Below are 25,629 nucleotides of genomic sequence, written 5' to 3'. Positions count from 1 at the left end.
TTTCACATCAGCGCCGGACAAAACTTCGCGCCCGGCGCATGGCGCGACCGCGTCGTCCGCAGGATAATTCTGTCGGAATTTCAACAATATAGACGTTCGACGTTTCGCTCTGGGTGGCGGCGTCACGCCAGTTGGTCGGCCGCATCCCCGATCGCGGCGTAGATTTCCTCGAGGTCCGCCTCCGTGACGCAGTAAGGCGGCATGACGTAGATCGTATTGCCCAGCGGCCGCAGCAGCAGGTCTCTGCGTTGGAAGAAAGCCTGAAGCTTCGGCCCGATGCCTGCGAGATAGCCGGCATCGCTTGCCTTCAGGTCGAGTGCGGTGATGGTCCCGGCGCGGCGGACGTTTTCAAAGCGCGGGTCGGCACGGAATGGCGCGATCAGGCGCTCCTGCATCGCGGCGACCGACGCGACACGATCACCCGCACCGTGTTGCCAGAGTTCGAGGTTCGCCCTGGCGGCGGCGCAGGCGACCGGGTTTGCCGTATAGGAGCTCGAATGGAAGAAGGTTCGCGAACGATCGCTTGAGTAGTGCGCGTCGTAGATCTCGGCGCGGCACAGCGTCACTGCGAGCGGCAACGATCCGCCGGTGAGGCCCTTTGAGTAACAGGCGATATCCGGACTGACATCGGCCTGCTCGCACGCGAACAAGGTGCCGGTCCGGCCCCAGCCGGTCATCACCTCGTCGGCAATGAACAGCACATTCGAGGCCTCGCAGATACGCTTCATCTCTTTTAACACCCAGGGCGGATACATCAGCATCCCGCCCGCACCCAGGATCAGCGGCTCGACGATGAACGCTGCCGCCGTTTCGTTCCTACACGCGGCTTCGAGCGCATCGAGCGTCGCCTGCTCATGACCCGCTGCAGGAAACTGGATTGACGCGACGTCGAACAGCAGCGGCTCGTAGGCTTTGTTGAAGACGCCGCGCGCGCCGACCGACATCGTGCCTACGGTGTCACCATGGTAGGAATGCTCCATGACGATGATCCGCGTGCGCGGCACGCCGATATTGTGCCAGTAGCCGAGCGCCATCTTCAGCGCCACTTCCACGCTGGTCGAGCCGGAGTCGGAGAAGAACACGTAGTCGAGGCCATCAGGCGCAAGCTTCAGGAGTTGCGCGGCGACCGCTTCGGCGGGATCGTGGGTGTGGCCGGCAAAGATGATCTGGTTGAGCTGTTCCGCCTGCTCCTGGATCGCGCGCACGATGTGCGGATGGCAATGGCCGTGGGTCACCACCCACCAGGATGCGATCGCATCGATGATGCGGCGATCGTCCGCGGTGTAGAGATAAGTACCCTCGCCGCGCACGATCCTTGTCATCTCGCCATGCAGCGCGTGCTGGGTAAAGGGGTGCCAGACCGGCGACTTCCTGGGCGATGTCATGCGTTGAAATCTTCGTTCCGGAACGATGCCTCGAACGCTATGCGCAGCGTGTCCTCCGTGAGCCGTGAAAGCCGGGGCAACCGGCCCAACCGGCGCACCTGTCCAAAATTGCAGATGGCGCGCTCGCTCTCGGGGTTGCTTTCGCCGATGAACGCGACCCCGAGAATGTCGATCCGTCGCTTGCGCAGCGCCTCGACCGACAGCAGCGCGTGATTGATGGTGCCGAGCGCGGTGCGGGCGCAGAGCACGACCGGAAGCCGCCATCGCTCGAAGATGTCGATGTAGAGCGTGTTGTCGTTCAGCGGAACCATCAGCCCGCCGGCGCCCTCGATCACCAGCGGCCGGTCCGAAGGAGCGGCCACGTCGAGCGCGGCCGGGTCGATGCGCACGCCGTCGATCGCGGCGGCCTGATGCGGCGACGCCGGCGTGCGAAGCCGGTAGCGCTCCGGCACGATGCGATCGGCCGAAAGACCGCCAAGCCGGGCCACCAGTTGCGCATCGGTCTCCTCGTCGAGGCCGGACTGGACCGGTTTCCAGTAGCGCGCGCCGAGAAGATTCACGAGCCCTGCGGAGAACACCGTCTTGCCGATCCCGGTATCGGTGCCGGTCACCACGATCCGGCCGGTCATTGCGGCCATCCGTTGGTCTCCGCGACGAGCGCGTCGAGCAGCGCGCGCACGTCGTCCTCGTCGACATTGAGGGTCAGCGCAATCCGCAGTCGGGCCGTGCCCGCCGGCACGGTCGGCGGCCTGATGCCTCTGACGTCGAAGCCGCGCGCCTGCAGCGCGGATGCAAGCCGCATCGCGCGCGCGTTGTTACCGACGATATAGGGCACGATCTGCGAGCGCGATGGGCTGTGCCAGCCGCGCCGATCGAGCTCGCGATAGGTGAACGCGACCAGACTTGCCAGGCGCTGTTGATGGTCAGGTTCCTGTTGCAGGATCAACAGCGCCTCGCGCACAGCAACCGCCGTGAGCGGCGACGGCGCGGTGGCGAAGATGAATGGGCGGCAGCGGTTGACCATGAAGTCGCGCAGCACGGTCGGGGCCGTGACCAGCGCGCCCGCGACGCCCAGCGCCTTGCCGCAGGTATGAACGATCACGAGGTTCTCGCGGCCCTCATAGGGCGCCGTCAGCCCGCGTCCTTGCTCGCCATAGACGCCGGTGCCGTGCGCCTCGTCCACCATCAGAAACGCGTCGTGCCGCTCGGCGATGGCGACGAGGTCGTCGAGCGGCGCGATGTCGCCGTCCATGCTGTAGACGCTTTCGACCACGATCCAGACCCGGCCCGTTCCGCCCTCGGCGCGCCAGCCGCGAATGGTGTCCTCGACCGATTGCGGTTCATTGTGCGCGCTGAACCGGAATTCGGCCCGGCCGGCCCGCGCGCCTTCATGGATGCTGGCGTGCACCAGCGCATCGAGCACGAGCAGATCGCCGCGCTGCGGCAGCGTCGTCAGCACGGCAAAATTGGCGACATAGCCGCCGCCGAAGAACAATGCGGTCTCGGCGCGGAAGAACGCGGCGGCCTCCGCCTCCAGCCGTTCGTGCTCCTCGCAATTGCCGCGCAACAGCCGCGAACCGCCGGCGCCGATCGGCGTGCCGGCTGCGAGCGCGGCCGCAACCGCCTGCTTGATGCGCGGCGCATTCGCGAGCGCCAGGTAGTCGTTCGATACGAAATCAATGCCCGCGCGCGGCTTGAGGCCGCGCAGCCGATCGTCCTTGCTCAAGGCGTGCAAGGCCGCGGCGTAATCAGCGGCGTTGGCCGCATGGATTGCGCTCATGCTTCACTCACAGATTTGCAGTTGGTCGCGCGGCGAATGAGGCCGCGCGCGTGCCGGAGGCTACGGTCAGGCGAGGGCGGAGTTGATGCCGAGCCGATCCAGCAGATCGGCATCGCGGTCGCGCTGCGGGTTCTTGGTGGTCAGCAGCACATCGCCGATGAAGATCGAGTTCGCGCCGGCCAGGAAGCACAGCGCCTGCAGTTCATCGGTCATGTATTGCCGTCCGGCCGACAGCCGCACCACGCTGTTCGGCATCATGATCCGTGCGGTGGCGACCAATCGCACCAACGCGATCGGATCGGGACGCTCCGCGGTGTCGTTAACCGGCACGCCCTTGACCTCGTTCCACAGATTGATCGGCACGCTCTCCGGATGGCTCGGGAGGTTGGCGAGCAGCATCAGCATGCCGAGCCGGTCGTCGACCTGTTCGCCCATCCCGATAATGCCGCCGCAGCAGACCTTGATGCCGGCATCGCGCACATGCGCCAGCGTATCGATGCGGTCCTGCAAGGTGCGGGTGGTGATGATCTTGTCGTAGAACTCCGGCGAGGTATCGACGTTGTGGTTGTAGAAATCGAGCCCGGCGTCGGAAAGGCGTTCAGCCTGGTCCGGCGTCAGCATGCCGAGCGTGACGCAGGTCTCCATGCCCAGCCCCTTCACCGCGCTGACCATGTCGCAGACCTGATCGAGATCGCGGTCCTTGGGACTGCGCCAGGCCGCGGCCATGCAGAAGCGGGTTGCGCCGGCATCCTTGGCGCGCTGCGCCACCGCAACCACCTCGTCCCGCGGCATCAGGCGGGTGGCCCTCAGGCCGGTGTCGTAATGCGCGCTCTGGGAGCAGTAGCCGCAGTCTTCCGGACAGCCGCCGGTCTTGATGCTGAGCAAGCTCGCGGTTTCGACGTGGTTCGGATTGAAGTTGGCGCGGTGGACGCCCTGCGCCTGGAACATCAGGTCCGCGAACGGCAAATTATAGAGCGCTTCAGCTTCGGCACGCTCCCAGCGCTTTTGGGGCGCTACGCTGGCGCGGCTCTCGGTCCGTTCGATCTCTACGACATCAACCATCTGGCTTGCCTTCTTGTTGTAATCATAGATAATCTGGTATATTATCTATCATCTTGGACTTAAAATGATGCTAGCCGAGGCTCCGCGAGAGCGCACTCGTTTTTTTGATAGATAATCTATGATGGACGAGAGCGAGAACACGACGACCGCCGGACGCATTGCCGAGGCGATCGGCAAGCGCATCATCAGCGGCACCTTGCCCCCGGATGCGCCGCTGCGACAGGACCATGTCGCGCGGGAATTCCATTCCAGCCACGTCCCGGTGCGCGAGGCCTTCAGGCAATTGGAGGCGCAGCATCTCGTCGTTGCGGTGCCGCGCCGCGGCGTGCGGGTTGCGCCGCTCGACACCAAGTCGGTGAAGGAGATCGCCGAGATGCGCGCCGCCCTCGAGGTGGTCGCGCTGCGCAATGCCGCACCCAAATTCACGTCGGCCCATCTGGCCCGGATCGAGGTCGCGCTGGTCGAAGGCGACAATGCCGAGACGGTGCAGGACTTCGAGATGGCCAATCGCGCCTTTCATCACGCGCTGGTCGCGCCCTGTGCGATGCCGCGTCTGCTCGCCAGCCTCGACGGGTTGCAGCTGGCGAATTCACGCCTGGTGTTCGCGATGGCGCGCAACGCCGGCTGGCGGCCACGGCCGAGCCAGGATCATCGCGTGATCCTGCAGGCGCTGCGCGCCCGCAACATCGAGCAGGCCTGCAGCCTTCTGGCGCGGCATATCCAGACGATCGAGCGGCTTGCGCTGCCGGCGGCGTGATTGGGAGCCACTGTCCGCTAGGCGATCGCCACGATCTCCAGCTCCTGATCGCCAGTGCCGACGACATCGCCCAAGGCCTTGCCCATCAACGACCTTGCCACCGGCGAGACGAACGAAATCGAGCCGGCCTTTGGATCGGCTTCGTCCTCACCGACGATGCGGTAGGTCTGCACGCGGCCGTCGGCGCGGCTGAAGGTCACGGTGCTGCCGAAGGCAACGGCTTCCGTCGAAGCAGGATCGGCGACGACCTGCGCGGTGCGCAGCCGCTCCGTGAGATAACGCGCGTCGCGCAGCGGAACCGCCGACTGCCGCCGCCGCTCGTTGACGTCCTCCAGCTGCTGCGCGGCCTCGTAGCCGGCGCGCGCCTCCAGAAGCTGGCGCTCCAGCGCCTTGCGTCCCGCATCGGTCACCAGATTGGGATGCGGCGAGATAGGACGGTCCGGCAACAGCGTTTCGGACGCGGTCTCGGCACTTTCTTCCTTGGTGAAGGCAACGCTCAATCCGGAACTCCATCGATGAGGCGGGCAGTATAGCCCCGCCTCACGCGCCCCGCTAATGCGCGATGGGATTAGCCGGATCTAATGCGACGCCGGTTGTTCCGTCTTGCTCCGACGACCGAAGCGGTTCTTCACACCTTCGCGCCAGCCCTGGAAGGTGACAAAGAGCATCGGCACCAGGAAGATGCCGATCGAACTCGCCGCGAGCATGCCGCCGAACACCGCAGTGCCGACCGCACGCCGGCTGATTTCCGCGGCGCCGGTCGCGACCACCAGCGGCACCAGGCCGAGGATGAAGGCGATGGAGGTCATCATCACCGCGCGGAAGCGCATCTGCGCGCCCATCGTCGCGGCTTCCGCGATCGGCTGGCCGGCTTCGCGCTGCTCCTTGGCGAACTCGACGATCAGGATGCCGTTCTTGGCGGCGAGCGCGATCAGCACGACGAGGCCGATCTGGCCGTAGAGATCGAGGTTGAGCCCTGCGAGCTTGATCGCGAGATAGGAGCCGAACACGCCGACCGTGACCGACAGCAGCACGGGAATCGGGATCGTCCAGCTCTCATACAGGGCCACCAGGAACAGATAGGCAAACAGCACCGCGAGCGCGAGAATGATGCCGGTTTGGCCGGAGGCCGCCTGCTCCTGATAGGCGGTGCCGGTCCACTCATAGGAATAGCCTGAAGGCAGCGTCGTCTTCGAGAGGTCGGCCATCGTCGCGATCGCGGTGCCCGACGACACGCCCGCCGCCGGGCTGCCGTTCACCGTGACCGAGCGATAGTTGTTGTAGCGCGTGATCACCTGCGGGCCGGTGACGATCCGCAAGCTTGCGATCGATCGGATCGGCACCATCTCGCCGCCGGTGTTACGCACATAGATCTGCCAGATGTCGGGAATGTCGCGGCGATCGGCGGCATCGCCCTGCACGTTGACCTGCCAGGTGCGACCAAACAGGTTGAAGTTGTTGACATAGATGCCGCCGAGCGTGGCCTGCAGCGCGGTGAAGACGTCAGCCATGTTGAGGCCGAGCGCCTGCGCCTTGGCACGATCGATGTCGAGATAAACCGATGGATTGGTCGCGGTGAAGGTCGAGAACACGCGGGCTAGGTTCGGATTGCGGTTGGCGGCGCCGATCAATCCGCCCATCACACTGCTGAGCGAAGCCGGATCCTGCCCTTCCAGCGCCTCGAGCTGATATTCGAAGCCGCCTGATGTCGAGAGCCCGATGATCGGCGGCAGATTGAACGGCAGCACCGAGGCCTGACGGATCTGCGATCCCCCGACGAAGGTCTGCCCGATCGCGGCCTGCACCGAGTCGGTGACGGCCTTGCGGTCAGCGAACGCCTTCATGCGCGCCACCATGAAGGCGGAATTCGGCTCGCTCGCACCATCAAGCAACGAGAAGCCGATGATCGACAGCACGTGGTCGACCGCCGGGTTCTTCTTCAACAGCGCCTCGACCTGCTTGGTGACCTCGCTGGTGCGCGCCACGGAGGCGCCGTCAGGCAGCTGCACCGCGATGAAGAAGGCGCCCTGGTCCTCTTCGGGCAGGAAGCCGGTCGGCGTGATCTTCGACACGCCGACCACCGCACCGGCAAACACCAGCACCGCGACCAGCGACAGTACCGCAAGGCGAACCAGCCGCTGCACCACGCCGGCATAGCGGTCGCGCACCCAGTCGATGCTATCGAGCACCCGTCCCATGATGCCGCGGCGCGGTCCGCCGTGGCGCAGGAACACGGCACACAGCGCCGGCGACAATGTCAGCGCGTTCAGCGCCGAGATCACCATCGCCGCGCTGATCGTCACCGCGAACTGGCGGAACAGCGTGCCGGAGATGCCGGGGATGAACGCGATCGGCACGAACACCGAGAGGAGCACCAGCGAGATCGCGATGATCGGCGCCGTGATCTGCGCCATCGCCTTCTTGGTGGCGTCGGCCGGCGACAGCTCAGGTTCCTCCTCCATGACGCGTTCGACGTTCTCGACCACGACGATGGCGTCGTCGACCACGATACCGATCGCAAGCACCATCGCCAGCAGCGAGACCGTGTTGGCGGAATAGCCGAGCGCCAGCAGCACCGCGAAGGCGCCGATCAGGCTGACCGGAACCGCGACCGCCGGAATCACCGTGGCGCGCAGATTGCCGAGGAACAGGAACACCACGATCACGACGAGCACGAAGGCCTCGCCGAGCGTCTTCATCACTTCCTTGATCGTATCGGAGACGAAGGTCGTGGAGTCGTACTGCACGAGGTAGGTCAGGCCCGGCGGAAACCGCTCCGACAACTTCGCAAGCGTCGCCTGCACGGCCTTGGCCGTGGTCACGGCATTGGCGCCGGGCGCGAGATAGATGCCCATCGGCACGCCGGGATTGCCGTCGATCCGCGACTCCGAATCCATGTTCTGCGCGCCGATCTCGACGCGGGCGACGTCCCTGATCCGCAGCACCGATCCGTCCGGATTGGCGCGCAGCACGATGTCGCCGAACTGCTTGGATGTCGTCAGGCGGCCCTGGGTCTGCACGTTGAACTGGAACTGCTGATCGTTGCTGATCGGACGCGCGCCGATGCGGCCGACCGGCGCCTGCACGCTCTGGGCACGGATCGCGGCGATCACGTCCGACGGCGCCAGATTGAGGCTGGTCAGGCGCTGGGTGTCGAACCAGATCCGCATCGAATAGTTCAGCTTGGCGAACAGCGAGGCCTGCCCGACGCCGGGCGTGCGCGAGATCGCGTCCAGCACGTTGATGATGGCGTAGTTGGTGATGAACAGCGGGTCCTGCTCGCCGCTCTTGCTGTACAGCACGATGAACTGCAGCACGGCCGAGGATTTCTTCTGCACGGTCAGGCCTTGCGCCTGCACCTCGGTCGGCAATTGCGCGAGCGCGCTCTGCACCCGGTTGTTGACGTTGACGGTGTTGATGTCGGGATCGGTGCCGAGCGCGAACGAGACCGTCAGCGTATAGCTGCCGTCGTTGCCGCTGGTCGACTTCATGTAGAGCATCTTGTCGACGCCCACGACCTGCGCTTCCAGCGGCTGGGCGACGCTCGATTCGACAACTTCGGCCGAAGCGCCGGGGAACACGGCCGAGACCGTGACCTGCGGCGGCACGATGTCCGGGAACTGGGCGACCGGGATTTGCATCAGCGCCAGCGCGCCCGCGATCGTGATCACGAACGCGATGACGATCGCAAGCCGCGGACGATCGACGAAAACAGCGGAAATCATGGGTTATTGCCCGTCGATTTCGGCGCGCTGGCGCCACCATCCGCCGAGACCTTCATGCTCGATTGGATCAGCGCGCTGGCAGGCCCCGGCGCGACCACCTCGCCCGGCTTGACCTTCTGCAGTCCTTCGACGATGACCTTGTCGCCAAGCGCGATGCCGCCCGTCACTGCCGCAATCGTCGACGTCGATTGTCCGAGTTGGATCCGCTTCTGCTCGGCCTTGTTGTCCGCGCCGACGACGTAGACATATTCGCCCTGCTGGTCCGACAGCACTGCCGAGCGCGGGATCGCCAGCACCTCGACCGGCTGCACGCCTTCCAGCAGAACGGTCACGAACTCGTTGTCGGTGAGTTCGCGGACCGCACCGCCGGTTGCGACCGAGGTGTATGTCGACGGGTTGGGAATCGTGCCGCGCAGCGAAATGGTGTCGGTGTTCTGCGCGATGGTGTTGTTGACGAAATTCAGCTCGCCGACCTTGTCGTAGAGCCGGCCGTCCGTCAAACGCAGGCGGATCACGACGGCCTTGAAGCCGCCGCGCGTCGCATAGCGCTCGCGCAGATCGAGCGCCTCGCGCACCGGCACCGGGAACGTGACATACATCGGGTCCTGGCTGACGATGGTGGTCAGGGTTCCCGAACTCGGCGTCACGACGTTGCCTTCGGTGACTGCGGTGCGCCCGATCCTGCCGTCGATCGGCGAGTGGATCATGGTGTAGTCGAGATTGATCTGGGACAGGTCGACCTGCGCCTGCGCGGCCTGCACCTGTGCCTCGAGGCTCTGCTGATTGGCGACCGCGGCGTCGACGTTCGATTGCTGGCCGGCCGGCCCGCCCATCAGGGCCTTGGCGCGGTCGGTGGTCAGCTTGGCGTTGACCAGCGTCGCCTGCAACTGGGCGACCTGCGCCTTCTTCGATGCGAGGTCGGCCTCGAACGGGCCGCGCTCGAGTTGATACAAGAGGTCACCGGCCTTGACCTCGGCGCCCTCGACGAAGTTCCGCTTGTCCAGGAACGCCGTGACACGCGCCACCACATTGACGCGGTTGGGGGCCTCGATGCGCCCCAGAAATTCACTGGTCTCGGTGACCGGCCGCTTCACCGCCTCGAACACGCCGACGGCAGGAGGCCCGGGCGGCCCTGCCTGGGCGTGGGCCGCCGACATCCCGCTAGCCGCAAGTCCTGCCGATACGAGAAGCCCTGCCAATCCACCGAGCATTCGTTCCGTACCACTCATGCGGTCCAACCCTTCGGCTATCAACAAGCTTGACGAGACGGATATGACGTCGAGTTCCCTCAGACCGTGAAGGCCAGGGACAGGCAAGGTGCGTTACAGGAGATCATAACGCGCCCAATCCGACAATCCTGTAACGTCATCGCCATCGGCTCGGGGCATGCCGCGGACGCCGGAAGCTCCCATCAATGTGATACGCGCAAGCGTGCCGCCGGCAGGATCGAAGTCAGGGACGGGCATCTGCGACACGGCGCAGGTTCGGCGACGTATTGCAGCGGGAATAGCGGCCGCCACTCACAGCGCGATGGCGTTCTTCAAGCGAGATGTCTCTTGATAGACAGGCGACGCCAGATGGCCGTACAGCCACGGCCTTGCGCGCTTGCCGCTGGCCTCGTGCACGCCGTCGAAGACGTCCATCTCGATCAGTTGCGGATGGGCTGCGGCCGCGTAGACCGACTGCATTTCCGCAAACTTCTCGTCCCGCCCGAGCTCGATCGCGTTTGCAGCATCGTGGCTGCCGATCTCGACGAACAGCGGGCACGGACAGAGCAGGTATGCCAGCTCCGCGCCGGTGTATTTTGCACGGCTGTTGGCGAAATGAATGTAGGCCGCAAGTTCGATGCCGAGGTTCTTGCTGATGGTGGACGACATCAGAAACTTCTTCTCGTCGCGCATATATCCGGAGACGACGGTCGGCCGCATCCGCCCCGTCGCGGCTTCCAGATGCAACGCGAGAAACGCACCCGAGGACACCCCGTAGACGCCGATATTCAGACCGGACGCTCCGGTCAGCTTCCGGCAGACGGTTTCACCGGCGTCGATCGATGCGCACGACACGTTGTGCGCGGAGACGCCATGGGATGCCAGCATCGCGGCGATGTTGTTCTGGCTTTCCTGATTTCCGATCTGGACGATGTAGGGACACCAGACGACATAGCCGTCCTGGCAAAGCTGCTTGCCGAGCGCGTTCATGTAGTCCTTGTCGGCATCATCGAAGCATCGCTCCGGCGTGCTCGCCATGCCGTGACCGAGCAGGATCAATCCCTTGAACGCGCCGTCGGGGATCCCGAGACATCCTCGCACCGGCACGCCGCATTCCAGATCGAACTCGACTTTCGCGACCGAGAATCCATCCGCCGTGTCGCGCCAGAGAATCCGGATATCGTCGCGGGAAGGCCGATAGAGCCGCCGCGCCCGGAACAGCGACCGCATCTCCCGCCGGATGTCCGGGCCGGTTGCGATCGCGCGCAGTTTTCCCTTCGCCGCGATATCGAAGAACGACCGGCAGAACGTATCGTAGCCAAGTGCCGGCAGGTCGACATTCGCGCACGATCCCCGGCAATGACCGAGCCCCAGCGTGTTGCCGGTGATCGATGAGGGTCCGACCAGCGTCATCAGCAATCCGGAAAGCGCCCTGCGGCTGATCATCGGCCCTCCCCGAGCCGGCGACGGCTCGACTGAATGTCACAAGATGGCCGCCTAGCAGGCGCGACAAGTCGCGCGGATACAAATTAAAGGATGTTCATGGTCGAACGATCGCGCGCAGCGTTGCAAACGTGTGACGCTGCCGGGCCGGGCGCGGCGGCAATTCATGGCGACTACGTTTCGCGACACGTCGGAAAGATGTCTGACTGTCACGCGGGTTCAATTTCGCCACAACCGCCGGCGATCGTCAGGTCCCAGTCATCGAGCTTGATCATCAAGTCTTGGGCTTGATCTCGGTGACCCTGGCGTCGGCGGCCTTCGGCGCGTCGCTCGAGCCCAAGAGCTCCTGGTCTGGGCGCAGGCTGCGCTGGCAGCCGCGCGCCGGATCGCTGCCAAACGAACGAGACCCGGCACGCAGGCGCGAGGCTCTACCCGCTAGACCGCCAAACACCGGAATTCCTCGAGATACGAGTGGTCGCACCGGAATAGCCCGGACTCGTAGGCCAGACTGAATTGCTCTAGGCAATAATTCCGCGATCGAAGGGTTATCTGTTGGGCAACAGCATTTCTGGAATGGCCGATGGCGAACGACCTGCACGAGCATCTGATTGAACTGGCCTATGAGGCCGCGGTCCTCCCGGAGTTATGGCCGAACGTTCTGCATCAGGTCGGCGGGATCGCGCGGGCGCGCGGTATCGTGCTGCTGACGGCAGACCCGCACGACGTCCGTTGGGTCGCCTCCCCCGACATGCACGACGACACGGTTGCCTATGTCGAAGGCGGCTGGCACGAGCGCAACGGGCGGTTGCCGCGCCTGCTCGCGGCCAATCATGCCGGCTTCCTGCGCGACATCGACGTGTTCGATACGCCCGAGGAAGTGCAGCAGGATTTCCAGATCCGCGAATTCTTCCGTCCGCGCGGGCTCGGATGGGGCGCCGGTACTGCGATCCCGGTGCCGAGCGGCGACGTGCTGATCTTCAGCGTCGAGCGCGAGTACCAGCACGGGCCGATCGAGCCGGAAGCGATCGAACAGCTCGATGCGCTGCGCCCGCACCTGGCGCGAGCCGCGCTGCTGTCAGCGCGGCTCGGGATGGAGCGCGCCAAGGCGGCAACCGAGTCGCTGGCGATGCTCGGCCTGCCCGCGGCGGTGCTGCGGCGCGGCGGTCGCCTGATGGCGGCCAACACGCTGTTCAACCGCCTGGTGCCCGACGTGATGCAGGATCGTACCGATCGCCTGACGCTGGCAGTGCCTGCCGCCGATGCGCTGTTCGCGCAGGCCGTCGGAGCGCTCGATCACGGCCTCATCGGCGTGGAGGTCCGCTCGGTCCCGATCGCGGCACAGGCCGATCGTCCGCCGCTGATCGTGCATCTGGTCCCGATCCAGGGCGCGGCGCGCGACCTGTTCGACCGCGCGCTGGCGATCGTGATCGTGACGCCGGTGGTGCCATCAGAGGTGCCGACCGCGGAAGTGTTGCAGGGCCTGTTCGACCTGACGCCGGCCGAAGCGCGCGTCGCGCGCGGCATCGGCGAGGGACGCACCGTCGAGGCGATCGCCGTCACATTCGGGATCTCGCGCGAAACGGTGCGCAACCAGCTCAAGGCCGTGCTGGCGAAGACCGGGCTCGGCCGGCAGGTGGAGCTGGCCGGACTGCTCGCCGGCGCCAAGGTCCCGCCGGGTCCGTCCGCGGAATAGACTTACGCCGCGCTCAGGCGAGCCTGGAAGAATCCGGCAACACGGCTGACCGCGTCAGCGGTCATTGGGTCATTGTCCGCAAAATCAAAACCGTGCGCCTTGCCCGGATACCGGACGATCTCCGCCGCGGCGCCGACCGATTTGCCCAGCTTGACAAGCTGCTCACCGCTCGCAAGCGGCACGTTGCGATCGGCCTCGCCGTGCAATTCGATCATCGGCGGCAGATGTTTCACCTGAGGCGCGATCTTGTCGGGCATGCCGCCATACAGCACAGCCAGCGCGGACACCCGCTCGTCACGCGCCGCCGCGGCCGCCGCAACGTAGCCGCCGAGAGAAAAGCCGAGCAGTCCGACCCGGCCGGAACTATCCACACCTGCCAGCACCGTGGTCAGCACGGAGGAGACGCGCGCGGCCCAGGCGTCGAAACGCCCGGTCTCATAGGCCTCGCGGCGCTCGCGCGTGTGCATCGTCTCGAATGCCTGCTCGTCGGCCGGCGTGTAGTAGCGCACGAAATAGGCGTCGATGCCGTCCGCCGTCAGCGCGTTGGCATAGCGCTCGTAGGCCTGCGGCCTGAGATCGAAGCCGCGCGAGCCGTGCAGGACAAGCACGGCCGGCCGCTTGCCGGCGCGCCCGGCGGCGAAACGGCTGAGCGTGACCGGGCTCTCGCCGGCATCGACAGTCAGCGTCTCGGCGGTTGCCGCCGCGAGCGAAGGCGATGCAGCCAGCACGGCAAGGCCGCCAAGCAGGCTCCGTCGGCTGATTGCTGGCATCGAAACCTCGATTGGATTGCGCGGCCCCGGCCGGGCCGCGCCGCTATATCATGCCGAACCGTACGCCCGGTAGAGCGTTCATTCGTTTGACCGGCACGGCCGGCACGCCAGCCGCTGGCTGTGGCCGCCCCCAGGGGCATCGCAAGAGGATCAGCATGTTCAAACGGCGCCGGTTGAGCTAGTGATAGCTCCCCTCCTTCCGTGCGCCCCATCGGCGCATGTCCAGTCAATGAGTGTATCTGAATGGCCGAAGCCGACCTCGACGCCGTCATCCGGCAAACCGCAAGAGCACAGACCAAGGCCGTGATGGCGGCTGCCAAGAAGCGCCAGGCCGTCTGGGTCGCGCGCGCGGCCAAGGCCAAGGACAAGGACACCAAGGCGCGCTTGCGCCACCTCGCCAAGAGCACGATCCTGAACGCCACCGCGACCGCCAAGCGGTTGCAGAATTCGGCCGAGAACGCCGCCGACGCCTATGCCCGCGCCATGAAGAAGGCGATGGACGAGCCGCCGCCGGCCACGGAATCCAAGAAGAAATCTGAGCAGAAATCTGAGCAGAAATCTGAGAAGAAGCCGGCGAAGAAGAAAGCGGACGCCTGATGCGCTTCCATGGAAGCGCACCATGATCATTATTTTCGCGTGATCGTTTTCGGAAAACCGGTGTCCACTTTTCCGGATCATGCTTCAGGAGCGCGCATGCTCACCGTTCACCATCTCGGAAAGTCGCAATCGGAGCGGATCGTCTGGCTGTGCGAGGAGCTGGGGATCCCCTATGAACTGAAGTGCACCGCGCGCGATCCCGTCACGATGCTGGCGCCGGCCGATTACAAGGCGCTGCACCCGATCGGCGCTGCGCCCGTCATCACCGACGGCGAGCTGGTGCTGGCCGAATCCGGAGCTGTTGTCGAATACATCGTCGCCAAATACGGCGATGGACGGCTGGCGCTGAAATCCGATCATCCTGACTTCGCCCAGTTCCTGTACTGGTTTCACTTCGCCAACGGCACGCTGCAGGCACAGATGGGCCGCAGCATGATCCTGCACCGGCTCAACCTCACGGCCGACAATCCGATGCTGGTCGCGACCAAAGCGAGGGTCGACCGTTCGTTCGATCTGATCGACGCGCGCGTCCGTGACGCCACATATCTCGCGGGCGATACGTTCACGACGGCCGACATCATGATCGGCTTCTCGCTGACGACGATGCGCTATTTCCTGCCCTATGACCTCGGCCGCTGCCCCAACATCAGGAACTATCTCGGCCGCATCGCCGCGCGCCCGGCCTATCAGCGCGCGATGCAGAAGGGCGATCCCGGCATGGCGCTGCTGCTGACGTGAGGCCGTGATGCCGCGTTACGTCGCTTTGTTGCGCGCGGTCAATGTCGGCGGCACCGGCAAGCTGCCGATGGCCGAATTGAAGGCGATGTGCGTCGACGCCGGATTTGCCGACGTCGAGACCTACATCGCCAGCGGCAATGTCGTGTTCTCCTCCAAACTCGGCGCGCCCAAGGTCAAGGCCGCGCTGGAGCAGCGGCTGCAGGCCTATGCCGGCAAGCCGGTCGGCGTCGCCGTCAGGAGCGCGGACGAGATCGCCGCGGTGCTGAAGGCGAATCCGTTTCCGAAAGCGCCGCCGAATTTTACGGTCGCGATCTTCCTTGACGAGCCGCCGTCCAAGGACGCCCTGAAAGACGTCAAGGGCCAGCAGGACGAGCAGATGCGGCTCGGCAAGCGCGAGATCTACGTCGCCTATGGCAGCGGCATGGGCCGTTCGAAGCTGAAGATCCCCGCCGCCACGAGCGGCACCGCGCGCAATCTCAACACCATCGCGAAGCTCGCCGAGCTCGCCGCGGGCGATGAGAAGGCCTAGTTCGCCCATCCGAGACCGTCATCCTCGCCGCTAACCTCGCTCCGTCATCCCCGCGCAAGGGCTGCGCCTTCGTCGCTGGAGGTGCGAGCTCTTGCGAGCCTCGAAGGATGTACGGTCCGGCTGGTGGCCGATTCATCCTTCGAGACGGCCGCCTTGCGGCCTCCTCAAGATGACGGGTTGAGTACTTCAGCTCACGACGAAGAGTGCAAGATCCCTAACTCTCCCGCACCGCGAATCCGGCTGCGCCGAGCTTGGTCAGCACGTCCTCCAGATGGGCGCGGTCGCGGGTCTCGATCACGAGCTCAAGCAGCGTCGCCTTCGCCGGCAGATCGGAGAAGGTGCGCTGGTGCGAGACCTCGATGATGTTGGCGCCGGCATCGGCAAGCAGGATCGACACCGCCGCGAGCTGTCCGGGCCGGTCGACGATGTCGAGCGCCAGCTGCGTCAACCGTCCTTCGCGCGCGAGCTCGCGGGTCAGGACCGAGGCGATCAGCCTGGTGTCGATATTACCGCCGGTCAGCACGAGGCCGACGTTGCGGCCGGCAAAGCGCTCCGGCGCCGCGAGCACCGCTGCAAGGCCGGCGGCGCCGGCGCCCTCGACCACCGTCTTCTCGATCGAGATCAGGGTCGCGACCGCGCGCTCGATCTGGTCCTCGCTGACCAGCACGATGTCGTCGACGAGGTCGCGGACGATCCTGGTGGTGATCTGCCCGGGCGCCTTGACCGCGATGCCCTCGGCCAGCGTGTCGCCGCGCATCGGCAGCTGCTTGCCTTTGACGGCATTGTACATCGACGGATAGAGCTGGGCCTGCACGCCGATGATCTGCACCGACGGCTTGATCGCCTTGGCGGCCGTGGCGATGCCCGAGATCAGCCCGCCGCCGCCGATCGGCACCACCAGGATATCGAGCTCCGGCACCGCCTCGAGCATTTCGAGCCCGATCGTGCCCTGCCCGGCGATGATCAGGGGATCGTCATAGGGGTGGATCAGGATCAGGCCGCGCTCTGCGGCGTGCGTGCCGACGAAGGCGAAGCATTCTTCCAGCGTCTGCCCGGTGATGATGACCTCGGCGCCATGCCGCCTGGTGTTTTCGATCTTCACCATCGGGGTGCCGATCGGCATCACGATGGTGGCGGGGATGCCGAGCCGCTTCGCGTGATAGGCCACGCCCTGGGCATGGTTGCCGGCCGACATCGCGATCACCCCGCGCTTGCGCTCTTCGGCTGACAGCGCCCGCAGCCTGTTCAGCGCGCCGCGCTCCTTGAAGGTCGAGGTGAATTGCAGGTTCTCGAATTTGAGGAACAGGCGGCAGCCGCAGATCTCGCCGAGCGTGCGGCTCTCGTTGCATGCCGTAACCATGACCGAGTCCCTGATGGTTTCGGCGGCACGACGCACGTCGGCAAGCGTCACGTCAGCAGGCGTTGCGGCGGTGGTGTCGGAAGGATGCGGCATCGGGTTTCGCTTTGGACCGTTTCATCAGACGGAACCTAGCGGGTTTCGGCGCCGAAGACGACCGGCTATCGCGCGGTCAACACCCGTTGCTCCGGCCTGGCCGGCGCGGCCAGCTGGGTCTCATCGCATTTGGGGCATAGCAGCGCGGTCCAGAAATGCTTGTCGAGCACAATGGTTCGCGTCCTGCCGCACTGGCAGCGCATCGGCTTATCCATGGAAGATCGGCCCGGGTTCGAGATGCAAGGATAGCGTGCGCTTAGCTATCCCGGTCCGGTTAACCCAGTATGACTTGCAGCCTGAAAAATCAGAAGAAGCCCGCACTCAGATCGAGGCCATAGCTCGCCCGTAGCACCGCGACGAACAGGACCGCAAAGCCGAACAGCAGGACGTGCCGGGCGATGCTGCTCCGAATCGAATTGGCCGGAAATACCCGAGCGATCGATTGAGCCAATGCAGTCATTTGCGACCTCCAGAACCACGTCCCGAAGGTAGGTCGCCGGCAACGCTCCGAGGTTCAACGCGGCTCGCGGGACGGCCGGCGCCGCACCGATGCGCTCGGCTCCGCATCACGTTGCGGCCGCGTCCTGTTCCTGAAGCGGTGACCGACCACGATCAACCTGCCCTCGGCGCGGACCGCGGCCTCGGCCACCGGCGCAGCCGGCAGATTGTCTTGCGTGACCGCTTCCAGCGCGCGCAGGAACTCACGTCCGGCCGGTGTGATCTCCCAGCCTTCGACGTCACGCAGCACATAGCCATTGCTGAAGATGTCGAGTTCGGGACCCGCGACGCCAGGCGTTTGATCCGCGCATGCCAATCATCGCCGCTCGACGAAAGAATTGCGAGGTCGTGCTTGAGTGAATCGAGTGTGGCTCTGCCGCTGACGTGACTGGCCAATATTTTTAGAATCGCAACCTGTATGCTCAACTCGCCGCCTCGACCGCCACGGTTCTTTTTGTTCTGCGCAGTCGATCCGGAAATTATCGCGCTGATGACTCAGGCGTCCAGTCATCAGCGCCAGTTATCCAGACCCCGGCATGACGGTATCGATTTACGCTGCGCGCGATGTGCCGACCCGGCGCTCGGGCCGCTGCGATGACATCGCTTCTTCCTCACTATCCTGCGGATCGCCCCAAAATTCCCGCACCGTCGGCCCGTTCGTCAGCCTGACGTCGCGCAGGAAGCCGAGAATTTCGTGCGGCCAGACCCGGCGTCCCATCTGCGTGTACCAGCGCATCGCATGACGAAGCCCGGCGTCGCGATGAAACAGCACGCGCAGCAAGGCCCTCGGGCGGCATTGCAGCACCATCTCGGTGAACTTGAACCAGAGCAGCACCCGCCATGGCGGCATGTGCCGCGTCGCGAGCACCTGATGCTTGTAGTCCCAGAGCCTGCGATCGGTCTGGATGACGCGCCGCTCTGCCGCGAGACGGAAATACGGCGTCCAGCGATGCGGCGTGACATAGAGCATCTGGATCTGATCCGGATCGTAGGACAACAACTGCCGCAGGCCGCGCCAATGATCGCGATCGGTCTCCTCCTCGAAGCCGACCACCCAGGTCGCCATCGACAGGATGCCGTGCTGGCGCAACAGACGGATGGCCTCGCGATCGATCGTGGTGGTCGCGCCCTTGCGGATCAGCTCCAATGTCTTCTCGTCGGTGTTCTCCATGCCAAGCAGGAAGCGCTGCCAGCCCGCCTTTTTGTAAAGATGCAGGATGTCGGCATCGCGGACGATATCGTCGGCGCGGGTCGAGCCGACCAGGATCAGATCGACATTCTCCGCGATCAGGGCCTCGAGAAAAGTGCGCCAGGCCTTCTTCGAGACGGTCGGATTCTCGTCGGCGAAATTGATCACCTTGACGCCGTGCTCGCGATGCAGCCGCGCCAATTCCCTGGCGAAGCGCACGGGATCGCGGTGCCGCCATCGTGTCCAGAAGCCGCGCTGGCCGCAATAGTTGCAGAGATGCGGACAGCCCCGCGAGAACTGCACCACGACGGCGCGCAGCCCTCCCCAGTAGCTGTAGCGCGCGTGATCGATCAACTCCCAGCCGACGCGATAGGCATCGAGGTCGCGGATAACAGGCGCCGGCGGCGTGACGCGCGGCCCATAGTCATCGCGGAAGGCGATGCCTTTGATGCTGCGAAGATCGTCGCCGGTCTCCAGCGCCCGCATCAGGCGCCGCGCCGTCTCTTCGCCCTCACCGCGCACGATCGCGGTGACGTAGCGTTCCTCGCGCAGGATCTCGCGCCAATGATAGGTCGGAAACACTCCGCCATAGATGATCCGCACCTTGGGCACGGCGTTGACAATGGCCCGCGCCACTTCCGCGATGACCGGATGGCCCGAGGTCGAGCCGGAATGGCCGAACAAGATGGCATCGGGCGAAAACCGCGATGCCTCCGCCACGATGGCTTCGAGCGGCATCGGCCCGAACTCGGCATCGAGCAGCCGAACGTGGTGTCCGTCGTCGATCAGCGGGCCGCCGATCGACAGCAGGCCGAGCGGCGGCAGATGGTCGTCGGGGATCCGGCTGCCGATCGCCGGGTGCGGCACGTTGATGAGAAGAATGCGCATGGATGATCGCTCCCGCTTTGGTTGGCGTGATCGTTCGTCCCCGCATCTTGTGAAGGAGAGCCCAACCCCCCGGCCGGGCTTTTGGAACAGCTAGACGCGCGGCTCGCGCTAAAGGTTCGGCACCTGCGCCGGCGCGATCGCGGTCAGCCCGCCGAAGCGGCGCTCGCGGCGGTGGAACGAGGCGAGCGCGTCGGCGAGATCATCGGCATCGAATTCGGGCCACATCCGCTCGGTGAAGTGCAGCTCGGCATAGGCGCCCTCCCAGAGGAGGAAGTCCGACAGCCGCTTCTCGCCCGAGGTGCGGATGATCAGATCGACGTCACGCAAGCCGGCTTCGCCGGTGATGAGATCGGCGAAGCTCTCGCGGCTCAGCTGGCCTGTGCCGGCGGCGCGCACCGCGGCGTTCAGGATCGCGTCGCGTGCCGAATAGTCGATCGCGATGCGCAGATGCAGCGTGGTGCCGTCGCAAGTCTCAGCCTCGGCGCGGGTGATCGCGGCCGCGATGCCGTCGGGCAGCCGGTCGCGGCGGCCGATCACGGTGAGGCGGACGCCATTGCGCACCAGGGCCGCGATCTCGTTGGCGAGATAGAACCGCAACAGTGCCATCAGCGCCGTGACTTCGGCTTTCGGCCGCCGCCAATTGTCGCTCGAGAATGCGTAGAGCGTCAGCGTGCCGACGCCCTGGTCCGGCGCGGCCTCGACGATGCGGCGGATCGCCTCGACGCCCGCCTCATGTCCGCGCAGCCTCGACAGGCCGCGCCGCGTCGCCCAGCGGCCGTTGCCGTCCATGATGATGCCGACATGCAGCCGGGCGTCGGCTTCCGGCTTGAGCGCAACGTTGCTTTGCATCACAAAGTCTCCGGGCAAAAAAAGGGGATGATCAAACCGGCTGGATACCAAGGCGGCCAGATGCGCCTTCGTCCTTGCCGGCGATCTTTTCAGTCTTGTCGGACGTGCCGGCAGCCTTGGCCGCATCGCGCACCAGCTGCTCGAGCACGGCGAGATAGTCGAGGAAACGGCGGCGGCCGCTCTTGGTCAGACGGCAGGTGGTGTGCGGACGATTGCCTTCATAACCCTTGATGACGTCGACGAGGCCGGCCTCCTGCAACACCTGCAGATGCCGGCTGAGATTGCCGTCGGTCAGTCCGCAGAGCTGCTTGAGGTCGGCGAAGGCGAGCCCCTTCGGATGCGCCATCAGCGAGGTGAGCAGGCCGAGCCGCGCCTTCTCGTGGATGACGCGGTCGAGGCCATCATAGGCGAATGGCGCGGTGGTCACGTCAGTCTTCGGCATCATGGCCTCCGGAAGCGAAATACAACAGCGCTGCGAGCAGCAACTGGCCGATCGCGAATGGCAGTCCCATGGTCCAGGGCGACAGCGCGTGGCTCTGGCTTGCGATCAGGAGCACCGTGAAGCCCGACAGGAAGTACCAGGCCCCGCCGAGCGCGATCGTGCGCGGCAGCAGGCGGACCGAGGCGAACACGGCGAGGCTGACCAGCACCTGCCACAGGCCGGGTAGCATCCACAGCGTCTCGGGCGCGAATTTCCATTGCAGGACCGCGAGCAACACGCCGGCGATAACAGCGGGAACGAACTGCTCGATCGCCTGCTGGACCATCGCGTCGGCAAGGCCCGAATGATGCCGCCGCGAGCGCGCCTGCATCTCGATCCAGATCAGCACCGCCGACAGCAGCGCGGCCGCCGCCCAGCCCGCAAGGAAGGCGATCGGATGACCGGTGGGATCGTCGAGCCAGAGATATTGGGCAAGCGCGGTGACGAGCGCGATGCCGCTGGTGGCGGCGACGGTCGCCGGGCCGTAGCCGCGGAATGCGGTTCCCGCCGCAATCTGGCTGCGGATCGCGAGAATATCGGCCAAGGCCTTGTCGAGGTCGCGCATGATTTGCCCGCACTTTGTATTGCAAAGTATACGGGATCACCAAGTAAACGCAAGCGGCATCGCTCAGCCTGCCGAACGTGATGTTTAACGGCCGGTTACTGCGCGGATTGCGGCGAAACCGTGCCGCCTCAGACTTTCACCAAGCTCGCAAAGCCGCCATAGATCATGCGCTTGAGATCAAACGGCGCGGTCTTCGGATCCATCGACGCAAAGCGCGGATCCGCCATCACCTTGGCGTTGATCCTGTCGCGCTGGGCGCGCGACTTGTAGGTGATCCAAGCGAACACGACGGTTTCGCCGGCCTTCAGCTTCACGCTCTGCGGAAACGACGTCAGCTTGCCCGGCTTGACGTCGTCGGCGACCCACTCGCGATAATCCAGCGCGCCATGTTCGCGCCAGACTTTGCCGGCCATCTTCGAGAGCTTCGCATAGGCTTTGAGTTTCTTCTTCGGCACGGCGACGACGAAACCATCGACGTAAGGCATGGAGAGATTCCTGCTGTCTGCTGCCATCATTCCGGGGCACGCGAAGCGTGAACTCGGAATCTCGAGACCCCCCCGATGCGCAATTGCGCATCTGTGGTTCGATGCTCCGCATCGCCCCGGCATGACGATCGCCAACGCGACGCGTGGGCGATCGTCAGGAGTGACAGCAGGATGCCTGAACCGGCGCCGGTTGGTATTGGTCACGTAGCCGCACCCAATCCATCGGATAGGGCAAGCCCTCCTCGTGGCGGCCGAGCGGCGTCAGGTCGAGGTAGTGATAGGCGGCATTCATCATGTCGAGGCCGCGGGCGAATGTGGAATAGGTGTGGAACACGGCGCCGGCGTCATCGCGATAGAACACGCTGATCCCGGGCAATTCGGGCCCGTAGAGCGGGGTCGTTCCATAATTGTATTGCGCGTTCCCGGCGTCGATCTGCTCGGGGGTGAACGAGACCGCATAGTCGTAGTTGAAGTCATTCTCTCCCGACGAGACCCAGTCGAAGCTCCAGCCCATTCGCTGCTTGAAGGCCTCGAGCTTGGCCAGCGGTGCGCGCGAGATCGCGACCATCGTGGTGTCGCGCGCGGCCAGATGCGGAACCATGCGCTCGAAGCCGTCGATCCAGAACGAACAGCTCTTGCACGCCGCGTCCCACTCCGGCGCGAACATCACGTGCTGCACCACGAGCTGCGGCCGGCCCTTGAAGAGATCGCCGAGCGCCACCTTGCCGCCGGGCCCGTCGAACACATAGTCCTTGTCGACCTTCACCCACGGCAGCTCGCGGCGCTGCCGGCTCAGCGCTTCGCGGGCCTGGGTGAGCTGCTTCTCGCCGACCATCAGCGCCTTGCGGGCCGCGGTCCATTCTTCGCGCGAAACGATCTTGTGCTGAGACATGCGATGCTCCCTGCGCTTCAGGCGTCGACATATTGTTGGAGATTGCCGAGGAATTCGGTCCAGCCGCGCTGGTGATTGTCGCGCGCGGTCTCATCGACGAACTGCGCGTGATGGAAGGTGAGCAAGGTACCGCCGCCGTCCGGCTTGATCGACACCGTCACCTCGGAGACGCGCTGCGGCGTCGAATGCCAGGCCCAGCTGAACACCAGCCTCTCGTTCGGCACCACCTCGCGATAGATGCCGCCGACCTCGTGATACTCCCCGCTGGTGCCGGTGAACTTGATCCGGTAGCGGCCGCCGACGCGGACATCGAGGTCGGCCTGCGTCGTGCCGGGCTTGACCTGACCCGGACCGAACCACTGCACTAGGATTTCCGGCTCGGTCCACGCGGCGTAGACTTTTTCCGGCCGGGCGCGGAGCCGCCGCGTGAGGGTGAGGCTTGGACGCGCGGCGAGACCGGCGTCGGCGGCGACTGCAGACTTGTTTGCCATGGGTCTTCCTCCACAAAAGCGGCAAGGCGGTCGAGATTGTCGGACCAGAATTGCGCATAGCGATTGAGCCAGTTCATCGCCTGCTCCATCGGCCTCGCGGTGAGCCGGCACGCCACCGTGCGGCCGGTTTTCTCGCGCGCGACCAGGCCGGCATCCGTGAGCACGTCGAGATGCTTCATGATCGCCGGCAACGACATCGCGAATGGCTGCGCCAGCTCGCTCACCGACAGGCTTTCCTGCTCGCCGAGCCGCGCCAGCAGCGCGCGGCGGGTGGGATCGGAAAGCGCCGCGAAGGTGCGGTCCAGCGTTTCGTCCTGATACTTAACCATGTGGTTTAGTATAGGCGCAAACGGCGCGGCGTCAAGCGCGCGTCTTCACGATCGCGCGACGACGGGCGCACCGTCACGACGAACGTCGGAGACGTCGCAAGGCCGTCTTGCGCGGCGCCGGTGCGGAAGTTTGCTAGTCGGGGTAGACCGTCCGGTGCCGGCGTTGATAACGGCGCGGCGGCGGCGGGGGCTCGCTGAACAGAAAGCGCGGATTCTCTCCGCAAGCGAGAAAGCGCCCCGATACGCTCGCGAGGCACTGCTCATAGGTTCGGTAGGCGCATTCGCCGGGATAGCCCAGGCTCGGCCCCTGTGCACACCACGGATAGTCATAAGGATCGGCGGAAGCCGGCGTGATGCTTGCCGCTCCGGCAAGCGTCATCGCTCCCAGGACAAGCATTGTCATTTGCGACGTGCGCATGATCCACCTCCTTAAGATGCCGCAGTTAAAGCGCGGCATCTCGGGTAAGGTTCCTGAAGGTCAATTTATTCCGCGTCAAGGCCCCGCGATGTGCCTCGCGGGATAGGCATCACCGTGCGGATCAGAGCTGCCCGCGCGGTTCAGCAACGCTGAACGTCCGAGGTTTACTCGACCTTGAGGCCCGCGAACTCGACCACCTTCTTCCACTTGTCGGTCTCGGCCTTGATGTCGTTGCCGAAGGCCTCCGGGGTCTGGATCAGCGAGTCGCCGCCGAGCTCGACCAGGCGCTTCCGCATGTCGGGTTCGGCGAGAACGGCGTTGATCTCGGTGTTGAGCTTGGCGATCAGCTCCTTCGGCGTGTTCTTCGGCGCGCCCATGCCGAACAGCGCGCTCGCCTCATAGCCCTTCACGGTCTCGGCGATCGCCGGCACATCAGGCAATTGCGAGGAGCGATCCGTCGTCGTCACGCCGAGCGCGCGCAGCGAACCGGAGCGGATGTGCTGGATGATCGAAGGCATGTTGTCGAAGATCACCTGCACCTGGCCGCCGAGCATGTCGGTGATGGCAGGCGCAGCGCCGCGATACGGCACGTGCTGCATCTTGCAGCCGGTCATCGACATGAACATCTCGCCGGAGAGATGCACCGAGGTGCCGTTGCCGGAAGAGGCCATATTCACCTTGCCGGGATTCGCCTTCACATATTCAATGAACTCGGCGACGTTCTTCGCCGGCACGTCCTTGTTGACCGTCATCACGTTCGGGACGCGGTTGAAGGACGCAACCGGCGCCACGTCGCGCACGAAGTTGAACTTCAAATTGGCGTAGAGCGAGGCGTTGATGTAGTTCGCCGGATTGACCAGCAGCACGGTGTAGCCGTCTGGCTCGGCGTTGATCGCAGCCTCGGTGCCGATATTGTTGCCGGCACCCGGCTTGTTCTCGATCACGAATTGCTGCCCGAGCTTCTCCGACAGCCGCTGCCCGATCAGGCGTGCGATGATGTCGGTGGCGCCGCCCGGCGGATAGCCCACGATCCAGCGCACCGGCCGCGCCGGATAGTCGGCTGCGGACGCGCGGCCGATCGCGAATGTCGAAATCCCCGACCCGATCAGGCCCAGCGCAGTGCGGCGTGAAATCATGAAGTCTCTCCCGATCCAGCAGGGTTTGGTGCCCTGCCCGTTTCTGTTGCGTTGCGTGCGGCGCGGTTTTAACAAACAATGTCAGATGCGACCAGTGCGACACGTGCGACACCGACCGCGACGAAAGACTAAGCTGCAACGCTGAGTTTTAGTTTTGACGCGCTTTCTTCACGCGAACCGGTGTCCACTTCGCTCGAAAGCGCTTTTGACCAAAGAGGATCGATCATGTCCGTCAAGGTGAATAGACTCGACCATCTCGTGATCAACG

27 protein-coding genes are annotated in these 25,629 nt (G+C 65.0%); 5 read left to right on the top strand and 22 right to left on the bottom strand.

The window, feature by feature from the left end:
* Window positions 1-122: 122 nt before the first annotated feature.
* From AC628_RS15195 to bioB, 4 genes are all read right to left on the bottom strand, one after another.
* Window positions 123-1,385, bottom strand: coding sequence for an adenosylmethionine--8-amino-7-oxononanoate transaminase (locus AC628_RS15195; protein WP_074127598.1), 1,263 nt, complete (start codon window positions 1,383-1,385; stop codon window positions 123-125).
* Window positions 1,382-2,014 (bottom strand): dethiobiotin synthase, encoded by a 633-nt coding sequence (gene bioD, locus AC628_RS15190; protein ID WP_074127607.1) that lies wholly within the window; start codon window positions 2,012-2,014, stop codon window positions 1,382-1,384. The genes AC628_RS15195 and bioD overlap by 4 nt, the downstream gene beginning before the upstream one ends.
* The gene (locus AC628_RS15185) at window positions 2,011-3,165 is read right to left on the bottom strand and encodes an 8-amino-7-oxononanoate synthase (RefSeq protein WP_074127597.1); all 1,155 of its coding nucleotides are present in this window, start codon (window positions 3,163-3,165) and stop codon (window positions 2,011-2,013) included. The genes bioD and AC628_RS15185 overlap by 4 nt, the downstream gene beginning before the upstream one ends.
* A gap of 66 nt (window positions 3,166-3,231) precedes the next feature.
* Entirely contained in the window at window positions 3,232-4,227 is a 996-nt protein-coding gene (gene bioB / locus AC628_RS15180; RefSeq protein WP_074127596.1) for a biotin synthase BioB, read from the bottom strand.
* Window positions 4,228-4,345: 118 nt separating this feature from the next.
* On the opposite strand from bioB, the gene AC628_RS15175 reads away from it, so the two are divergent.
* Entirely contained in the window at window positions 4,346-4,984 is a 639-nt protein-coding gene (locus tag AC628_RS15175) for a GntR family transcriptional regulator (RefSeq protein WP_074127595.1), read from the top strand.
* 17 nt (window positions 4,985-5,001) lie between these two features.
* Here AC628_RS15175 and greA read toward each other — a convergent pair whose 3' ends face one another.
* The 4 genes from greA to AC628_RS15155 all read right to left on the bottom strand — a co-directional run bounded on the left by greA (window position 5,002) and on the right by AC628_RS15155 (window position 11,363).
* Complete coding sequence (gene greA / locus AC628_RS15170) at window positions 5,002-5,484, bottom strand: transcription elongation factor GreA (RefSeq protein WP_074127594.1); 483 nt, start codon at window positions 5,482-5,484, stop codon at window positions 5,002-5,004.
* Window positions 5,485-5,562: 78 nt separating this feature from the next.
* Window positions 5,563-8,709, bottom strand: a complete 3,147-nt coding sequence (locus AC628_RS15165; protein ID WP_074127593.1) for an efflux RND transporter permease subunit — start codon at window positions 8,707-8,709, stop codon at window positions 5,563-5,565.
* On the bottom strand, window positions 8,706-9,866 hold the full coding sequence (locus AC628_RS15160) for an efflux RND transporter periplasmic adaptor subunit (RefSeq protein WP_074127592.1): 1,161 nt from the start codon (window positions 9,864-9,866) through the stop codon (window positions 8,706-8,708). Before AC628_RS15160 ends, AC628_RS15165 begins: the two co-directional genes overlap by 4 nt.
* Before the next feature lie 363 nt (window positions 9,867-10,229).
* Window positions 10,230-11,363 carry a hypothetical protein gene (locus AC628_RS15155; protein ID WP_074127591.1) on the bottom strand — a complete coding sequence of 378 codons (1,134 nt, stop codon included), beginning with the start codon at window positions 11,361-11,363 and terminating at the stop codon, window positions 10,230-10,232.
* A 577-nt stretch (window positions 11,364-11,940) separates the two neighbouring features.
* Here AC628_RS15155 and AC628_RS15150 point away from each other — a divergent pair.
* On the top strand, window positions 11,941-13,053 hold the full coding sequence (locus tag AC628_RS15150) for a helix-turn-helix transcriptional regulator (protein ID WP_074127590.1): 1,113 nt from the start codon (window positions 11,941-11,943) through the stop codon (window positions 13,051-13,053).
* Between the two features lie 2 nt (window positions 13,054-13,055).
* On the opposite strand, the gene AC628_RS15145 is transcribed toward AC628_RS15150, so the two are convergent.
* Window positions 13,056-13,823 (bottom strand): dienelactone hydrolase family protein, encoded by a 768-nt coding sequence (locus AC628_RS15145; RefSeq protein WP_074127589.1) that lies wholly within the window; start codon window positions 13,821-13,823, stop codon window positions 13,056-13,058.
* 243 nt (window positions 13,824-14,066) lie between these two features.
* Here AC628_RS15145 and AC628_RS15140 point away from each other — a divergent pair, with 243 nt between their 5' ends.
* The 3 genes from AC628_RS15140 to AC628_RS15130 all read left to right on the top strand — a co-directional run bounded on the left by AC628_RS15140 (window position 14,067) and on the right by AC628_RS15130 (window position 15,687).
* The gene (locus AC628_RS15140) at window positions 14,067-14,420 is read left to right on the top strand and encodes a hypothetical protein (RefSeq protein WP_074127588.1); all 354 of its coding nucleotides are present in this window, start codon (window positions 14,067-14,069) and stop codon (window positions 14,418-14,420) included.
* A gap of 96 nt (window positions 14,421-14,516) precedes the next feature.
* Window positions 14,517-15,158 carry a glutathione S-transferase family protein gene (locus AC628_RS15135; RefSeq protein ID WP_074127606.1) on the top strand — a complete coding sequence of 214 codons (642 nt, stop codon included), beginning with the start codon at window positions 14,517-14,519 and terminating at the stop codon, window positions 15,156-15,158.
* Between the two features lie 7 nt (window positions 15,159-15,165).
* A complete protein-coding gene (locus AC628_RS15130; RefSeq protein ID WP_074127587.1) occupies window positions 15,166-15,687 on the top strand; it encodes a DUF1697 domain-containing protein in 522 nt (173 codons plus the stop codon).
* Window positions 15,688-15,901: 214 nt separating this feature from the next.
* On the opposite strand, the gene AC628_RS15125 is transcribed toward AC628_RS15130, so the two are convergent.
* From AC628_RS15125 to AC628_RS15065, 13 genes are all read right to left on the bottom strand, one after another.
* Window positions 15,902-17,140 carry a threonine ammonia-lyase gene (locus AC628_RS15125; RefSeq protein WP_074127586.1) on the bottom strand — a complete coding sequence of 413 codons (1,239 nt, stop codon included), beginning with the start codon at window positions 17,138-17,140 and terminating at the stop codon, window positions 15,902-15,904.
* Between the two features lie 304 nt (window positions 17,141-17,444).
* Window positions 17,445-17,600 carry a response regulator gene (locus AC628_RS15120; RefSeq protein WP_167350155.1) on the bottom strand — a complete coding sequence of 52 codons (156 nt, stop codon included), beginning with the start codon at window positions 17,598-17,600 and terminating at the stop codon, window positions 17,445-17,447.
* Between the two features lie 54 nt (window positions 17,601-17,654).
* Window positions 17,655-17,954 carry a hypothetical protein gene (locus AC628_RS15115; RefSeq protein ID WP_245321181.1) on the bottom strand — a complete coding sequence of 100 codons (300 nt, stop codon included), beginning with the start codon at window positions 17,952-17,954 and terminating at the stop codon, window positions 17,655-17,657.
* 234 nt (window positions 17,955-18,188) lie between these two features.
* Entirely contained in the window at window positions 18,189-19,715 is a 1,527-nt protein-coding gene (bchE, locus tag AC628_RS15110; protein ID WP_074127585.1) for a magnesium-protoporphyrin IX monomethyl ester anaerobic oxidative cyclase, read from the bottom strand.
* Between the two features lie 108 nt (window positions 19,716-19,823).
* Window positions 19,824-20,564, bottom strand: a complete 741-nt coding sequence (locus AC628_RS15105) for a di-trans,poly-cis-decaprenylcistransferase (RefSeq protein ID WP_074127584.1) — start codon at window positions 20,562-20,564, stop codon at window positions 19,824-19,826.
* A 31-nt stretch (window positions 20,565-20,595) separates the two neighbouring features.
* Entirely contained in the window at window positions 20,596-21,006 is a 411-nt protein-coding gene (locus AC628_RS15100; RefSeq protein WP_074127605.1) for a transcriptional regulator, read from the bottom strand.
* The gene (locus AC628_RS15095; RefSeq protein ID WP_074127583.1) at window positions 20,993-21,610 is read right to left on the bottom strand and encodes a hypothetical protein; all 618 of its coding nucleotides are present in this window, start codon (window positions 21,608-21,610) and stop codon (window positions 20,993-20,995) included. The genes AC628_RS15100 and AC628_RS15095 overlap by 14 nt, the downstream gene beginning before the upstream one ends.
* Before the next feature lie 128 nt (window positions 21,611-21,738).
* On the bottom strand, window positions 21,739-22,095 hold the full coding sequence (locus AC628_RS15090; RefSeq protein WP_074127582.1) for a DUF1428 domain-containing protein: 357 nt from the start codon (window positions 22,093-22,095) through the stop codon (window positions 21,739-21,741).
* A 154-nt stretch (window positions 22,096-22,249) separates the two neighbouring features.
* Window positions 22,250-22,987, bottom strand: coding sequence for a DUF899 domain-containing protein (locus AC628_RS15085; RefSeq protein WP_074127581.1), 738 nt, complete (start codon window positions 22,985-22,987; stop codon window positions 22,250-22,252).
* A 17-nt stretch (window positions 22,988-23,004) separates the two neighbouring features.
* Entirely contained in the window at window positions 23,005-23,352 is a 348-nt protein-coding gene (locus AC628_RS15080; RefSeq protein WP_245321180.1) for an SRPBCC family protein, read from the bottom strand.
* The gene (locus AC628_RS15075) at window positions 23,352-23,807 is read right to left on the bottom strand and encodes an ArsR/SmtB family transcription factor (protein ID WP_074127579.1); all 456 of its coding nucleotides are present in this window, start codon (window positions 23,805-23,807) and stop codon (window positions 23,352-23,354) included. Before AC628_RS15075 ends, AC628_RS15080 begins: the two co-directional genes overlap by 1 nt.
* Before the next feature lie 133 nt (window positions 23,808-23,940).
* Window positions 23,941-24,225 carry a DUF3551 domain-containing protein gene (locus AC628_RS15070; RefSeq protein ID WP_074127604.1) on the bottom strand — a complete coding sequence of 95 codons (285 nt, stop codon included), beginning with the start codon at window positions 24,223-24,225 and terminating at the stop codon, window positions 23,941-23,943.
* Between the two features lie 164 nt (window positions 24,226-24,389).
* Window positions 24,390-25,361, bottom strand: a complete 972-nt coding sequence (locus AC628_RS15065; RefSeq protein WP_074127578.1) for a Bug family tripartite tricarboxylate transporter substrate binding protein — start codon at window positions 25,359-25,361, stop codon at window positions 24,390-24,392.
* Window positions 25,362-25,629 lie beyond the last annotated feature (268 nt).

The organism is Bradyrhizobium sp. NAS96.2, from assembly GCF_001908235.1.
Lineage (GTDB): Bacteria > Pseudomonadota > Alphaproteobacteria > Rhizobiales > Xanthobacteraceae > Bradyrhizobium.
The sequence above is the reverse complement of the archived record's forward strand: the minus strand, read 5'-3'. Positions and strand labels throughout refer to the sequence as shown.

What these genes read in the sequence shown, in the direction of transcription:
- AC628_RS15195 (WP_074127598.1), bottom strand. Translation starts at nt 1,385, where the DNA reads ATGACATCGCCCAGGAAGTCGCCGGTCTGGCACCCCTTTACCCAGCAC.
- bioD (WP_074127607.1), bottom strand. Translation starts at nt 2,014, where the DNA reads ATGACCGGCCGGATCGTGGTGACCGGCACCGATACCGGGATCGGCAAG.
- AC628_RS15185 (WP_074127597.1), bottom strand. Translation starts at nt 3,165, where the DNA reads ATGAGCGCAATCCATGCGGCCAACGCCGCTGATTACGCCGCGGCCTTG.
- bioB (WP_074127596.1), bottom strand. Translation starts at nt 4,227, where the DNA reads ATGGTTGATGTCGTAGAGATCGAACGGACCGAGAGCCGCGCCAGCGTA.
- AC628_RS15175 (WP_074127595.1), top strand. Translation starts at nt 4,346, where the DNA reads ATGATGGACGAGAGCGAGAACACGACGACCGCCGGACGCATTGCCGAG.
- AC628_RS15165 (WP_074127593.1), bottom strand. Translation starts at nt 8,709, where the DNA reads ATGATTTCCGCTGTTTTCGTCGATCGTCCGCGGCTTGCGATCGTCATC.
- AC628_RS15160 (WP_074127592.1), bottom strand. Translation starts at nt 9,866, where the DNA reads ATGTCGGCGGCCCACGCCCAGGCAGGGCCGCCCGGGCCTCCTGCCGTC.
- AC628_RS15155 (WP_074127591.1), bottom strand. Translation starts at nt 11,363, where the DNA reads ATGATCAGCCGCAGGGCGCTTTCCGGATTGCTGATGACGCTGGTCGGA.
- AC628_RS15150 (WP_074127590.1), top strand. Translation starts at nt 11,941, where the DNA reads ATGGCGAACGACCTGCACGAGCATCTGATTGAACTGGCCTATGAGGCC.
- AC628_RS15145 (WP_074127589.1), bottom strand. Translation starts at nt 13,823, where the DNA reads ATGCCAGCAATCAGCCGACGGAGCCTGCTTGGCGGCCTTGCCGTGCTG.
- AC628_RS15140 (WP_074127588.1), top strand. Translation starts at nt 14,067, where the DNA reads ATGGCCGAAGCCGACCTCGACGCCGTCATCCGGCAAACCGCAAGAGCA.
- AC628_RS15135 (WP_074127606.1), top strand. Translation starts at nt 14,517, where the DNA reads ATGCTCACCGTTCACCATCTCGGAAAGTCGCAATCGGAGCGGATCGTC.
- AC628_RS15130 (WP_074127587.1), top strand. Translation starts at nt 15,166, where the DNA reads ATGCCGCGTTACGTCGCTTTGTTGCGCGCGGTCAATGTCGGCGGCACC.
- AC628_RS15125 (WP_074127586.1), bottom strand. Translation starts at nt 17,140, where the DNA reads ATGCCGCATCCTTCCGACACCACCGCCGCAACGCCTGCTGACGTGACG.
- AC628_RS15120 (WP_167350155.1), bottom strand. Translation starts at nt 17,600, where the DNA reads ATGACTGCATTGGCTCAATCGATCGCTCGGGTATTTCCGGCCAATTCG.
- bchE (WP_074127585.1), bottom strand. Translation starts at nt 19,715, where the DNA reads ATGCGCATTCTTCTCATCAACGTGCCGCACCCGGCGATCGGCAGCCGG.
- AC628_RS15105 (WP_074127584.1), bottom strand. Translation starts at nt 20,564, where the DNA reads ATGCAAAGCAACGTTGCGCTCAAGCCGGAAGCCGACGCCCGGCTGCAT.
- AC628_RS15100 (WP_074127605.1), bottom strand. Translation starts at nt 21,006, where the DNA reads ATGCCGAAGACTGACGTGACCACCGCGCCATTCGCCTATGATGGCCTC.
- AC628_RS15095 (WP_074127583.1), bottom strand. Translation starts at nt 21,610, where the DNA reads ATGCGCGACCTCGACAAGGCCTTGGCCGATATTCTCGCGATCCGCAGC.
- AC628_RS15090 (WP_074127582.1), bottom strand. Translation starts at nt 22,095, where the DNA reads ATGCCTTACGTCGATGGTTTCGTCGTCGCCGTGCCGAAGAAGAAACTC.
- AC628_RS15085 (WP_074127581.1), bottom strand. Translation starts at nt 22,987, where the DNA reads ATGTCTCAGCACAAGATCGTTTCGCGCGAAGAATGGACCGCGGCCCGC.
- AC628_RS15075 (WP_074127579.1), bottom strand. Translation starts at nt 23,807, where the DNA reads ATGGTTAAGTATCAGGACGAAACGCTGGACCGCACCTTCGCGGCGCTT.
- AC628_RS15070 (WP_074127604.1), bottom strand. Translation starts at nt 24,225, where the DNA reads ATGCGCACGTCGCAAATGACAATGCTTGTCCTGGGAGCGATGACGCTT.
- AC628_RS15065 (WP_074127578.1), bottom strand. Translation starts at nt 25,361, where the DNA reads ATGATTTCACGCCGCACTGCGCTGGGCCTGATCGGGTCGGGGATTTCG.